The 13,308-nt window shown below is 43.4% G+C and carries 12 protein-coding genes; 6 read left to right on the top strand and 6 right to left on the bottom strand.

Features of this window, described 5'->3' with window-relative positions; all coding sequences use genetic code 11:
- Nucleotides 1-249: 249 nt before the first annotated feature.
- Both VE944_RS32570 and VE944_RS32565 read right to left on the bottom strand, forming a co-directional pair.
- A complete protein-coding gene (locus VE944_RS32570) occupies nucleotides 250-2,082 on the bottom strand; it encodes a peptidoglycan D,D-transpeptidase FtsI family protein (RefSeq protein ID WP_324987480.1) in 1,833 nt (610 codons plus the stop codon).
- Between the two features lie 177 nt (nucleotides 2,083-2,259).
- Nucleotides 2,260-2,958, bottom strand: a complete 699-nt coding sequence (locus VE944_RS32565; RefSeq protein WP_324987475.1) for a hypothetical protein — start codon at nucleotides 2,956-2,958, stop codon at nucleotides 2,260-2,262.
- A gap of 498 nt (nucleotides 2,959-3,456) precedes the next feature.
- Here VE944_RS32565 and VE944_RS32560 point away from each other — a divergent pair, with 498 nt between their 5' ends.
- The 4 genes from VE944_RS32560 (at nucleotide 3,457) to ybaK (ending at nucleotide 7,965) form a co-directional block, all read left to right on the top strand.
- The gene (locus tag VE944_RS32560) at nucleotides 3,457-3,648 is read left to right on the top strand and encodes a hypothetical protein (RefSeq protein WP_324987472.1); all 192 of its coding nucleotides are present in this window, start codon (nucleotides 3,457-3,459) and stop codon (nucleotides 3,646-3,648) included.
- Nucleotides 3,649-4,517: 869 nt separating this feature from the next.
- A complete protein-coding gene (locus VE944_RS32555) occupies nucleotides 4,518-4,850 on the top strand; it encodes a hypothetical protein (protein WP_324987469.1) in 333 nt (110 codons plus the stop codon).
- Between the two features lie 152 nt (nucleotides 4,851-5,002).
- Nucleotides 5,003-7,294, top strand: a complete 2,292-nt coding sequence (glgB, locus tag VE944_RS32550) for a 1,4-alpha-glucan branching enzyme (RefSeq protein ID WP_324987466.1) — start codon at nucleotides 5,003-5,005, stop codon at nucleotides 7,292-7,294.
- Between the two features lie 200 nt (nucleotides 7,295-7,494).
- A complete protein-coding gene (gene ybaK / locus VE944_RS32545; RefSeq protein ID WP_324987464.1) occupies nucleotides 7,495-7,965 on the top strand; it encodes a Cys-tRNA(Pro) deacylase in 471 nt (156 codons plus the stop codon).
- Nucleotides 7,966-8,134: 169 nt separating this feature from the next.
- Here the strand turns inward: ybaK and VE944_RS32540 are convergent, their stop codons facing one another.
- Entirely contained in the window at nucleotides 8,135-8,239 is a 105-nt protein-coding gene (locus VE944_RS32540; RefSeq protein WP_324987461.1) for a methyltransferase domain-containing protein, read from the bottom strand.
- The gene (locus tag VE944_RS32535) at nucleotides 8,209-8,544 is read right to left on the bottom strand and encodes a class I SAM-dependent methyltransferase (RefSeq protein WP_324987458.1); all 336 of its coding nucleotides are present in this window, start codon (nucleotides 8,542-8,544) and stop codon (nucleotides 8,209-8,211) included. Before VE944_RS32535 ends, VE944_RS32540 begins: the two co-directional genes overlap by 31 nt.
- Nucleotides 8,545-8,649: 105 nt before the next feature.
- On the opposite strand from VE944_RS32535, the gene VE944_RS32530 reads away from it, so the two are divergent.
- Nucleotides 8,650-10,242 carry an alkaline phosphatase D family protein gene (locus tag VE944_RS32530; protein WP_324987455.1) on the top strand — a complete coding sequence of 531 codons (1,593 nt, stop codon included), beginning with the start codon at nucleotides 8,650-8,652 and terminating at the stop codon, nucleotides 10,240-10,242.
- 224 nt (nucleotides 10,243-10,466) lie between these two features.
- Here the strand turns inward: VE944_RS32530 and VE944_RS32525 are convergent, their stop codons facing one another.
- Complete coding sequence (locus tag VE944_RS32525) at nucleotides 10,467-11,204, bottom strand: hypothetical protein (RefSeq protein ID WP_324987452.1); 738 nt, start codon at nucleotides 11,202-11,204, stop codon at nucleotides 10,467-10,469.
- A gap of 347 nt (nucleotides 11,205-11,551) precedes the next feature.
- Here VE944_RS32525 and VE944_RS32520 point away from each other — a divergent pair, with 347 nt between their 5' ends.
- A complete protein-coding gene (locus VE944_RS32520; protein WP_324987449.1) occupies nucleotides 11,552-12,457 on the top strand; it encodes an amino acid ABC transporter substrate-binding protein in 906 nt (301 codons plus the stop codon).
- A 151-nt stretch (nucleotides 12,458-12,608) separates the two neighbouring features.
- Here the strand turns inward: VE944_RS32520 and VE944_RS32515 are convergent, their stop codons facing one another.
- On the bottom strand, nucleotides 12,609-13,214 hold the full coding sequence (locus VE944_RS32515; RefSeq protein WP_324987447.1) for a YdcF family protein: 606 nt from the start codon (nucleotides 13,212-13,214) through the stop codon (nucleotides 12,609-12,611).
- Nucleotides 13,215-13,308: the final 94 nt, after the last annotated feature.

The raw sequence follows: 13,308 nt of genomic DNA, 5'->3' as shown, positions 1-13,308 counted from the left end.
TTGCCAAACTTGCAGCTAGATGAACTCCTGGGTATGTAACTTCAGGTATGAGGGGCATTGGGCATTGGAAAGAGGACTTGGGGACAAGGAGAATTGGGGACAAGGGGAAAGACTTGTTTCAAGTTCTCACCTCTTGTCCCCTTGTCCCCTTGTCCCCTTGTCCCCTTGTCCCTTGTCCCCTTGTCCCCTTGTCCCCTTGTCCCCTTGTCCCTTGTCCCTTGTCCCCTTGTCCCCTTGTCCCCCTGCCCCCTACGGCACTTCCTTCTGCTCAATCGCCTTACTTGGCGGAATCTCCTCAAGAGGAATGAGTGCTTCGATTACGGATTTTACGATTGGCGCGGCGACAGTAGAACCATAAGCACTTTCTCCTTTCGGCTCATCTACTAGTGCGAACACAACATACCGAGGAGATTCCACTGGCAAAATAGCCACGAAGCTGGTCATTCTAGCACCCTTGATATATCCGCCATTAGGACTAGCTTTTTGGGCTGTACCAGTTTTACCAGCAATGCGATATCCCGCAATTTGTGACGCCTTCCCGCTACCTTCATTAACAACAGTTTCCATCATTTCCACAACCTTTTGGGTTGTTGCAGTTGAGAAAATTTGACGGGGGACGGTCTGAGTAAGTGAATCATGCATTTGCCCTTTGCTATCAATCAGCCCCCGAACTACATGAGGTGTGACCAATTTACCGCCATTGGCTAAAGCACCGTGCATTTGCACTAGCTGTAACGGTGTCATGGAAAAGCCTTGCCCAAAGGAAGTAGTAGCTGGTTCAATTGACGAAGCGATAAATTCTTCTTGACTTTTAAGCCGACCACCAACTTCAAAAGGTAAATCTGTATCAACTTTTTGTCCTAGCCCTAAGCGTTCTAGCCAGTTGTAATAGATTGAAGGCTTTAAGCGTTGGATAATTTGCACCATGCCAATGTTGCTGGAATATTGCAAAATCTGAGCGATGCTGATTCGCCCATTCCCATTATTCATCGCATTTTTGATGGTGTAATTAGCTACTCGAATAGAACCGGAGTCATTAAACATATCATCTGGTTTGATGACGCCATTTTCCAGAGCGATCGCTACATTCAAAGGTTTAAAAGTCGATCCCGGTTCATAAAGATCCGCCACCGTCCAGTTTTTAAATAGTGAGATATTAGCTTTAGCGTATTCATTAGGGTTATAAGTAGGCTGAGAAACAAGGGCGAGTAAGGAACCATCTAATGCATCCATCACAATTACCGCCCCACGTTTAGCCTCAAATTTATCCATTTGTTGTTTGAGTGCAACGCGGGCAATTCGTTGCAGACGGCTATCAATAGTGAGTTGCAGTCGCAAATCATCAAAATGCAAGAAACCTTCAGGAGCATGATCCGGCATCAACGCCCCATTACCCGACCGACTGAGGCGCACCGTTTGCACAGGACGTTCTAGCAACTTCTCTTGAGAGTATTCCACACCTGCTTGACCACGGCGGTCAAGATTCACGTAGCCCACCACGTCAGAAACCAAATCGTCTGGCGGATAATATCGGGAGTATTTTTCAGCCCACTCTAAGCCGTTTAAGCGCAAAGAGCTGATGCGATCAATAGTTTCCTCCGCGAGGGCTGGGGCAAGTATAATTCCGCTTCTTTTGCTTTGAAAAGTTTTTATCAATTCAGCAGTATCTTTTGCCAATATTGGGGCAAGTCGCCCTGCCATATCTTCATTAGACTTATTAAACAGCTTGGGATGAGCGTACAAAATATATACAGGACGGTCAATTGCCAACAGATTACTATTGCGATCTACCACCGGGCGACGGGGCATAAAAGGTCGCAAATTCACCATTTGCTGGTTTCGCGCTTGCTCTGTTAACTTTTGCCCCTTGACAATTTGTAAATTATACAATTTAAGACCTAACCCCAACCCTACTGCCATTAATACGCCCCATACTATAAACAGTCGGGACTTGGTGTTAGATGTTTGATTTTGGATATTAGGGGCAAGTGTCCCTAACAATCCTCCTTTAGAACCCTTCTGTCGCCTTTTAAATGCTGGATTCTGAAACTTTCTGTTTGTTCTGCTTGGTGATTTTTGCATTAGGTTGTCCTTTGTCATTAGTCATTAGTCATTTGTCCTTTGTCCTTTGTCCTTCATCCTTCGTCTTTTAAGTTCTGTTCCTCCTTGAAGTTGGCACTATTACCTAAAACCGACCAGACCTCTTTGTTTGTCTGAAACTAATGACCAATAACCAATGACGACCAATGACTGCTAACCTTAATACCCCAGTGGCGAGAGTGTTTGCTGTTGCGTTTGGGGATTTGGCGTTGTGTTAGACGATGCTGGCTTAGGACTACGAGATGCTGGAGATAAGAAAATCATGCCTTGAGGAGTCGGCGATACCAGCCCTGCTGTTGGTTGTTCTGCTTCCTGGGCAATTTTATTTGTCAGCGTCGCGTTGGTTGTCGTTAGTAGCCGCTCATGACGTTGGAGGTTTTGCAGCCTGCGATATGACTTACTCCAAAGCTCTTGGGAATATACCGTCCAGCCATAAACAGCAAGTGTCGATGCTACTAATAAGAACGTCAAAACTGTCGAATAACGGTGAAAGGTATACAAGCGCAGCAACCACAAAGGTACTGCTCCAGAATTAGGCATTATGGGAAGGCGAAGAAAACCTACCCCTGGAGTTTTCTGGTTTGCACTCGACTGCTCATTGAGATTTAGCACTTGTTGTCTACCCAACTGTTTCCCCGATTTGGGCATAACTGCTCCATTTGTGGGAGAAACCCCTAGCTTTTTCGGGGAACGCTGTTGTCTTTGAGAGGATACTACAGCTTCTTGGGCAGCAGGTTTAGAAGGGCTTTGTGCTGCTGATTGTATACGTGCAGAACGTCGCCTCCCTAAAGAAAGGATAGAATCTCGCCCGAACCAAGTACCCCTTGTAGAAACAGCAGATTTACGAGCAACTACCATAAATTTTTTAGATGAAAAATACTGTACTTTAGATTGATTGTGTTAATTGTCTCTTTTTGCTTAGTTAGAATCGCCTTCTGTGCAACAAGCACACATAACAGACTACACCCTTTTAACTGTTGTGATAGATAGCTGTACCAATTGCATTCTCTAGATATTGCAATTTTGCAATCAGGGATTAGCAATTGGACAGCTTGCCCTTTAGATATCGCACCTAAAGTATGGCAACGCAGAGCAGCAAGGTGCAATACTCCGGGAAAAAATAATTTTTTTGCTATGATAGCTCGGTTTGCTAGAAAATTTGGTAATTTCCCTTTTGCTACTGGGTTAAGAGAAACTAATCAGATGGCTGTATGATCCCTAATCAAAAAAAAGAATACCCCAAAGGATTGTTTTTTTTAATATGTAATCTCGTAGCATTTAAAAAAAAGCAATAAATACGGTATCGTATTCAACAGGCGAAAAATTGTTCTAGCCACAATTGGTGAAAGAGGAGTTATGAAAACAAGAATCTTTGGTTTGGCTGTAATGTTAAGTCTGGCTACAATTCTCGGAGCTTGTGAAGGCGGCGGCGGTGATGCTGGTGGTGGCGGTACTAGTACCCCAGCTGCTACAGGTGAACCAACTGATGCACCTGCTGCTACTCCCACAATTACTCCCGCAACTAGTCCCACTGCTACTCCTAAATAGGGCATTAATCAGCTTTAGTTTAAATCATGCCCAAAATAGCTTAGTAATAAGGCTCGTCACCACATAGCTTGAATTAATTAGGTTAAGTAAAAAGCTATATTTTTCTCTTGGTGTATCAGAGCCTAAAGTTTGCTTGAATATCAGCTAAGTAGGGCAGCAAATAAAGGACACTGGTGATGAGGATTACCTCTTCAACCATGTGTCCCCCTGAAATGCTCGCCTGGTCATAGAAGCAGGGAAGCAGGGAGCAGGAGAGAAAGATGCTGGAATTGCTCAGTAATATAGGGTTTCAAGCACCTAAATTTATTTACGCTCAATGTTAAATATTTATTTCGATAGCGCAGCGTAAAGCCTGCGGCATGGCTTCTCTACGAGACGCTAACGCGTAGCTTGCTTCTCCGTAGGAGTACGCTTAGAGCGACGTAGGAGCGTCTGAGACGCTACGCGAACGCTATCAAGCGTCGCGGAAAGTGCCACAAGAAATAATTTGTCATTGTTTTAGCAACCCTAAATTTATTTATGGGGTTCTGCTCCCAACTTTGTGACCCTTGTTCCCTTTCCTCTTCTGTAACTGAACCTTATTCCAAGTTGAAGGGAGTTGTGTTCTGTAAATCTAAGCCATTTTGTGGGCAAAGTATTTCTCTGGTTTGGTGTTTGGAATGGCTTAGACTCCTGAGTTTTCAGAGGGCAAAACAATTCATTGCGATCGCTGGCAATTGCTCTTGGGCATTACCTGTAGTCTATTCTGTATCAGAAAAGACCTGGTGATGTGCCTTGGTATTGCCAGATTTTTATTGGGAAAATTTTTAATGGGAATGGACAATGGAAAAAATAGATTTTCATCCTGCGTTGTGAACGCAGTTCAGTAGATGGAGAAATTTAAAGCGATAAAGACAATAAAATTATTGAGCTTAATTGTGATTAGTGGAACCTTTTTTGTGTTGAGTAGCTCTTGGCGTTCAGCAGTCAGAGCATTACCACCACTAGAGGATACACCAGAAGAAATATTACGCACTAAAATTATCATAGAGGCGCGATCGCCTATTGATGGAAAATCCCTAACAGCTGCCGAATATATTCAATTACAAGCGCAGATCCAACTTGCCCCGCCTCCAAAACTAGACCCCAAAATTCGCGAACAGATTTTCTTGCTGCGTATACGTAAAACCTTACTTCAGTTTTTCCCATTTTTAAACTTTTGATACATTAGTCATTAGTCATACATCCCCAGTCCCCATTCCCCATTCTGATGTAGGATAACGGTGGCGGCAAAATTGCAAATAAATGTAAAGAATATATATAGATATTAAAAAAGTAGATTTAGTCAATCACGTTATTTCACTTAGGTAGCTTCATGTCCATGACCACGATCGCCCCTGAACAGGTTAACAGCATCGTTTGGAATCAGCATAACGATCCCTTTGAAATACTAGGTTCTCATCCCATAGAACAAGACGGCAAAACTGTCTGGGCTGTGCGGGCCTACCTACCAAATGCAAGTGCAGCATGGGTAGTTCTTCCTGAACAACGGAAGGAATACCCAATGCAAACAGTGCATCATCCTCACTTTTTTGAATGCACGATTGATACTCCAGAACTGGCAAACTACCAGTTACGCATTAAAGAAGGGGAACATGAGCGTGTCACTTATGACCCTTACGCTTTCCGTTCTCCCAACTTGACAGACTTTGACTTGCATTTGTTTAGTGAAGGCAACCATCACCGGATATACGAAAAACTGGGAGCGCACCCCACGCAAATAGGCGGCGTTAAAGGCGTTTATTTTGCAGTTTGGGCACCTAACGCTCGCAACGTTTCATTGTTGGGAGACTTCAATCTCTGGGATGGGCGTAAACACCAGATGCGTAAAGGTCGCACTGGAATTTGGGAATTGTTTATTCCTGAAATCGGTGTGGGAGAGCATTACAAATATGAAATCAAAAATTTTGAAGGACACATTTACGAAAAATCCGATCCCTACGGTTTTCAGCAAGAACCCCGCCCGAAAACCGCATCCATTGTCACTGATTTAGATTCTTACAGTTGGGATGACGAAAGCTGGATGGAAAAGCGGCGTCACACTGACCCCCTTAGCCAGCCCGTCTCAGTCTATGAAGTGCATTTAGGCTCTTGGTTACACGCTTCGAGTGCCGAACCTGCTAAACTGCCTAATGGTGAAACTGAACGCGTAGTTGTCGTTTCCGAACTGAAGCCCGGCGCACGCTTCCTTACTTACCGGGAACTAGCTGACCGACTCATTCCTTATGTTAAAGAATTAGGATACACCCATCTAGAATTACTACCCATTGCGGAGCATCCCTTTGATGGCTCTTGGGGTTATCAAGTAACTGGGTACTATGCCCCCACCTCCCGTTTTGGCACCCCCGAAGATTTCATGTATTTTGTTGACAAATGTCACCAAAATGATATAGGGGTAATTGTGGATTGGGTTCCTGGTCACTTTCCCAAAGATGGACATGGTTTAGCTTTCTTTGATGGTAGTCACCTGTACGAACACGCTGACCCCCGCAAAGGCGAACACAAAGAATGGGGTACTTTGGTGTTCAACTATGGTCGCCATGAAGTTACTAATTTCCTAGCAGCAAATGCCCTCTTCTGGTTTGACAAGTACCACATTGACGGGATTCGTGTTGATGCTGTTGCCTCAATGCTCTATAACGACTATTGCCGCGAACCAGGAGAATGGCTGCCCAACCAGTACGGCGGCAGAGAAAACTTAGAAGCCGCAGATTTTCTGCGTCAGGTAAATCACACCATCTTTAGCTATTTCCCCGGTATTCTCTCAATTGCTGAAGAATCTACTTCTTGGCCAATGGTATCTTGGCCCACCTACACAGGCGGACTGGGCTTTAACTTGAAGTGGGATATGGGCTGGATGCACGATATGCTGGATTACTTCAGCATGGACCCTTGGTTCCGCCAGTTCCACCAAAACAATATCACCTTTAGTATGTGGTACAACCATAGCGAGAACTTCATGCTGGCTCTGTCCCACGATGAAGTGGTGCATGGTAAGAGCAATATCATCGGCAAAATGCCGGGGGATACATGGCAGAAGTTAGCTAATATCCGTTGTTTATTTAGCTATATGTTTGCTCACCCAGGTAAAAAAACCATGTTTATGAGCATGGAGTTTGGACAGTGGAGTGAGTGGAATGCTTGGGCAGATTTGGAGTGGCATTTATTGCAAAATGAAGCCCACCAACAATTAAAAACGTTTTTCCGGGAATTGAACCATCTCTACCGTTCTGAGCCAGTTTTGTACACCCAGGATTTTGCTGAACCTGGGTTTGAGTGGATTGATTGTAGCGATAACCGCCATAGTGTAGTTTCCTTCATTCGTCGTGACAAGGATTCTGATGATTTTGCGATCGTGGTTTGCAATTTTACACCGCAACCCCATTCTCACTACCGTATTGGTGTACCGCAAAAGGGATTTTATACTGAGTTGTTCAATAGCGATGCGCGTCAGTATGGCGGCAGCAATATGGGCAACTTAGGGGGTAAGTGGACGGATAATTGGTCTTTGCACAGTCGTCCTTATTCGCTGGATTTGTGTTTACCACCTTTGGGTGTGTTGGTTCTCAAGTTGGATAAGAAGAAGACTGCTGAGGCATTGCAATAACAATTAAGGGTGGGCGTTTAGCCCGCCCAAGAGTAATCAAAACTTTACCCACATATCCACAGCAATGCTAGCATTGCTAGCATTGCTGCACCCTTAGAGCGTGAATGACTATCGCGCAACATCTATTTTAAACTAGCGATCGCTCTGCATTTACGCGTGGAATTATATCTAGGTCATAAACTTAGAATAACGAAAAGTTTATGAAAACAAATGCTGCTCGATTACTTGATAAACTAAGTATTCCCTACAAAATTCTTAGCTATGAAGTAGATCCTGATGATTTGGCTGCTGAAAGTACAGCACAAAAAGTTGGTCTTCCTCCAGAGCAAGTTTTTAAGACTTTAGTAGTCAGAGGTGACACAACAGGTATCTGTTTTGCTGTTGTGCCGGGAAATGCTCAGTTAGACTTAAAAGCCTTGGCGCGGATTTCAGGAAACCGCAAGGTTGAGACAGTTGCTCTGAAAGAAGTTCAGCCACTAACAGGATACATTCGTGGCGGTGTGACAGCTTTAGCCAGCAAAAAAGACTATCCAGTTTACCTTGATGAAACGGCAACTTTATTTGAGCAGATCACTGTTTCTGGTGGAATGCGAGGTATGCTGCTTCTGCTATCCCCATCTGATTATTTACGTGCAGTCAAAGGGACTTTGGGGGCAATTGTACAAAATTAGTACAGGAAATTTTCATGAGTTCAATTCTGAAACAATAAGGCAATCACGCTTTAAACGAAGCGAAACCAAAAGGGCACTACAAAAATTTGGTAGGCGGATTGCGATCGCATCTTAAATTTCGCACATAAATCTGTATACATATATTATTGTATTTGTCAATGCGTAACTTTTAGAGTACACAGTAGGCTTCTGAAAAGATAAATGACAAATCTTCGATGTGTTCTAAAACGAAATTGCAGGTGATCAAATCAGCAGACTCGTTGTACAAATCCATTGCTTTGTGATGTCTGCGGTAATAAAGATTACGTTGACTGAATTTACTTTCTCTTTTGCCTTCTCGATCATGGATGCTGAAAAATCAACTGCATAGACTGTTTGGGCAATTTGTGACAGCAGCAACGTATTTTTGCCTGTGCCACAGCCAATTTCAACGATTGATTTACACCTATTGCCCATTAAAGTTTCTTTAGTAATGATTTGATCCAGATCGCGCGTCAGGTTTTCATCAGTATCATAGGTGGTTGACCAGTAGGATCGAGTGCCACCTTCATCGCCGAACGCCTTGTTCAGGTTAAACAATTAGGGTTGTGTTGGAATAATCAACGCTTAACCTGATTGCAAAGAAGCATTAAAGTTGCGCTGTTACACTTTGGTGTGATTCAAACGCGATAACAAGGGGAGTATATGCAGAACTTCAACTTCGAGCGCTTGCTATCAAGTCGCCTGAGACGGCGACAAGTTTTAATTGGGACTGGAGCCTTAACTGGTTTTGCGATCGCTAATCAATGGTCTAACAAAGTTCTCGCCCAACCCCGATTCTCTAATTATCCCTTTAGTCTAGGTGTCGCTTCCGGTGAACCACTTCCAGATAATATAGTGCTGTGGACGCGTTTAGCCCCCGATCCTCTCAATGGCGGTGGAATGCCACTATATAATGTTCCTGTGCAATGGCAGATTGCTACCGACGAAAAGATGCGGCAAGTTGTCCGCAGTGGCACACAGATAGCTACTCCAGAATTTGGACACTCTGTTCATGTAGAAGTGCAAGGATTAAAACCCGCCCGTTGGTATTGGTATCAGTTTAGGGTGGGCAATGAAGTTAGTCCAATCGGGCGGACTCGCACTGCTCCTAACCCGCGCGATCGCGTTGAGCGCTTCCGTTTTGCCTTCGCTTCCTGTCAAAACTGGCAAAGTGGTTATTATGCCGCCTACAAAAACATGGCTCAAGAGGATTTAGACTTAGTGGTTCATCTGGGTGATTATATTTATGAAGGCCCACCGAGTACAACTGCGCTGCGATCGCACGATGGCAATGGTGAACCATTTACTTTGCAGGAGTACCGTAACCGCCACGCTCTGTATAAGACTGACCCACACCTACAAGCAACTCATGCTGCATTTCCTTGGCTAGTCACTTGGGACGACCACGAAGTTGACAATAATTGGGCAGACGAAATTCCTCAAGACCCCGAAGTACAATCACGCTCCGTGTTCCTTGCCCGCCGTGCTGCTGCTTTTCAGGCATATTATGAACACATGCCACTGCGGGACTTTTCAAAGCCTAGAGGTCTTGATTTGCAGCTCTACCGACGGTTGACTTTTGGCGATCTCGTTGAATTCAATGTCCTAGATACCCGCCAGTACCGTACCGATCAACCCTGTGATGACGGACGTAAGCCGCGATGCACTGAAGCTACTGACCCAACTGCCACAATCACTGGTTCCGAACAGGAGCGGTGGCTGTTTGAGGGGCTAGATCGCTCTAGCGCACGCTGGAACGTCATTGCCCAACAGACTATCATGGCTCAGTTTGACTACGATACCGGAGCGGGAGAAGTCTTCAACCTTGACCAGTGGGATGGTTATGTTGCCTCTCGCAATCGCATTCTCGGTTTCATCCAGCAACGCCGCCCCTCAAACCCCGTAGTCATTACTGGCGACTGGCATTCTAGCTGGGTTAATGATCTGAAAGCTAACTTCGACGACCCCAACTCACAAACAGTAGCGACTGAGTTTGTTGGTACTTCGATCAGTTCAACTTGTCCTTGGACATTCGACGTAGAAGCAGCATTGCCACAGAACCCGTGGGTGAAATATTTCAATGGGAGACTGCGCGGTTATGTTCGCTGCGATCTGAACCGTGAGCGCTGGCGTACTGACTACCGATTGCTGCCTCAATCTCAACCTACGGGAATTACAGTGTCTGATCCAAATGCACCTGTGATTACAGCAGCTTCCTTCGAGTTGCCAAATCAGGGATTTGTAGCGCAAGTTTAGTAAGTATCAAGCAGCAGGATGGGGAAAAGTGAGGTCGTAGACGTAGCTCTCACACGATTCAAGCGAGGAAACTAATCGCTCATTCCCCTAATTTTTATAGGAAAACAGGAGCATAGGCGCAGCCCCTTAAAGAAGAACATCGCATACAATAAAAGCTCAGTCATCTCATAACTAAGCTCTTAGCTATCTCAGAATTCAATGTGACTACACATTGCGTTTTTGTCTCAGCCAGAAGTGGGCGTATTTCGTTGTCGGCGCAGCCAAAAAGCCCCCCCCATCATGCCTATAAGAGCCGACGCAGTGGTAGTGCTTGGCTCTGGAATGTTTTTTGAAAACACCTGAATGGTTCCACTGACTTTTGAATTGCCTGTGGTAGGAATATTTGGGTCTAGACTGATTTGATAAACCTCAGAAAGTGTCAGTGTACCGACAGCACCTTTAAATAAACCTGCACCACTAGTAATAGTAAAAATATTCCTGGCAGTGCCTTTTGAAGAGAGAAAGTCAATTACTCCAATAGCGTTATTTGTGCCAAACAATTTATTACTGCCGTTACCAAACAACACTACCTCGCCTACTGGCAAGCCCTGCAAGCCAAACGTGGCGGCATCTGTGTTAAATCGGAACTCTCCAGTAGCAAAGTTAACTTGGCTGTAGGTTAAACCGCTAACTTTCGTTAAATCATAAGGAGCATCAACACTTTGTCCTGAAATAGTTGTTACTGAAACATCTGGCGTAATGGAATTAGACGTAGAGAATACGTCATAAGTGGCATTGAATGTGTAAAGCTGTTGTCCACTGGCACTTTTTACATCTAACCCAAAACCAATTAAAGCCAAGGCCACTGGAACAAGCCATGCAGTGTATGAACGATGCATCTTAATTAGGTATTTAGCAGTGAAAGCACTGACTATAAGAATACAGCAATATTTCATACCATTAGGACGTATTCCAGTAAACATTGGATGCCAATCAAGCCGTTGAGTTATTCCTGTAATGTGTAGATATTAATTGCATGATCTAGTTAGGCAAACCAGATAATTACACAGTTGAAGACTAGTTACCGCTTTTTCGTGAAAGGGATTGTCTTTTTTTCATTCATGCAATAAAGCCAAATAAAGCTCCAAACCCAGTTTATATAAGTTGTTTAGAGGTTGGCTAAAATTTTTCTTTGACCAGAGTTATGAAAGAATACTAATGTAAAGAATAGTTACTAGATGACCTTACTTTGTACTAGATAGTGATAAGTTCTTGAGCTTGATATATAAATCAGATTTGATTTTTGAAAAAACTACCTACTTTAAAGCTTATGCATAAAAAAATTGCTATTCCTATTTTCGGTCTGATGTTTGCAACGCTCATGCCTAATGTGGTAGGTGCTGAGACTGTGATGCAAAAGGTAAAAAGAACAGGGGTATTAACAGCTGGTACTAGTAGAGATGCGCTACCTTTTGCCTATGTGGATAGTAAAGGAAAGTTAAATGGCTATTCTGTAGATATGCTGACTCTAATTAAAGAGCAATTAGAAAAAGACTTAGGAAAAAAAATTAAATTGCAATTAGTTGGTCTTAGCCCTTCTGAGCGGATTCCTAAAATAGTTAATCAACAAGTTGATATTGTGTGTGATGCAAGTAGTTTTACATGGAAGCGAGATAAAAAAGTAGATTTTTCTGTCAGCTATGGTGTGACTGGAACGCAATTATTAGTTAAGAAAGGAAGCAATCTAGGTTCCCCTGAATCCCTTATTGGTAAGCGAATTGGGGTGCTGGCGGGAACCACAAATGAGCAGGCGATCGCTCGTGTACAAACCCAAGCTAAACTGGTGTATTTTAAAACGAGGGCAGAGGGATACACAGCTTTGCAACAAGATACTATTGATGCTTTCTCATCCGATAGCATTCTTTTAGAGGGATGGCTGCAACAGCAAAAAAATCCAGATGCTTTTGCAATCGTACCCGATCGCCCCTATTCACGAGAAGGTATCGCTTGCATGGTGCCAGAAAATAACTCAAAACTTTTGGATACAGTCAACTATTCTCTAGTCAAGTTCATGCAAGGATTCGTCAATGGGAATCAGCGATATGTCGCTATTTTTGACCGATGGTTTGGACCTCAAGGCACTATAGCGCTGAATCGAGATTTACGTGGTTTGGTAGTGGAAACTATGGAATTGCTCATAGAATTTCGTCAGGAAGTTCCTAAAAGTGATCTATGAAATAATGGGTTTTCCTCATAACATTGTTTAGCTAACTATTCAAAATAAGTTTTTGCACAACTAAGTTTGAAAATAAATGCCAAAATTCTAAAAGGTTTAAAAGGTATTTATACAAGTTCTTTCTTGAAAAATACAGAGTAAGGAACTATAGCTAGATTTTAAACACTAAGTAGACAAAGTAAAAATAAGTTTCTCGGCTCAAAAACTCTATCTGATTGGGAAAACTACGATAGCGGGTAGTAGGTGTGGGAGACGAATGGGCATCCATTCCTAAGCCTCGTGCCATCAATACGGCTCGCTTCATGTGCAATGGATCGCTAACAATAAGAAACTTGGTTAATTGGTGAGCATTTGCTACTTCCAAAGCATTTTTGAGGTTCTGGTGAGTTGTGCGAGATTCAGTTTCAGTGAAAATATCAGCAGCTTTTACCTGTTGCGCGATTGCATAATTTTTTCCAACTATAGCTTCAGCTAGTTCATTACTCTCCCCAACTCCGCCAGTAAAAATGATCGTCTTAACAGATCCATTTTTATATAAGTTAATCGCGTGGTTGATTCGCTCCCTGAAAACAGGAGATGGTTCTTCTCCCCAAACTGCCGCTCCTAAAACAATTGCTGCATCTGCCTTAATATTATTAGTACTGCTGCCATATAAATAAATACTTGAGGCCGTAGATGCGATCGCCAGCAACAAGGCAGATATCAAACCTACTGTCACCAAAATTAACCATTTCTTGGGAATTTTGTAATTTAGCATAGAGTGTTGTGCTATTTTTCATGCTTATAATCCCAATCATTAAGAGTTGATTTGGGCGTGGCAAAACAGATACTCCTATTCCACCAAATCTACT

The organism is Nostoc sp. (assembly GCF_035638895.1).
Taxonomy (GTDB): Bacteria; Cyanobacteriota; Cyanobacteriia; order Cyanobacteriales; family Nostocaceae; genus Nostoc.
Note: the sequence above shows the minus strand (reverse complement) of the source record. Positions and strands in the feature narration are given on the sequence as shown.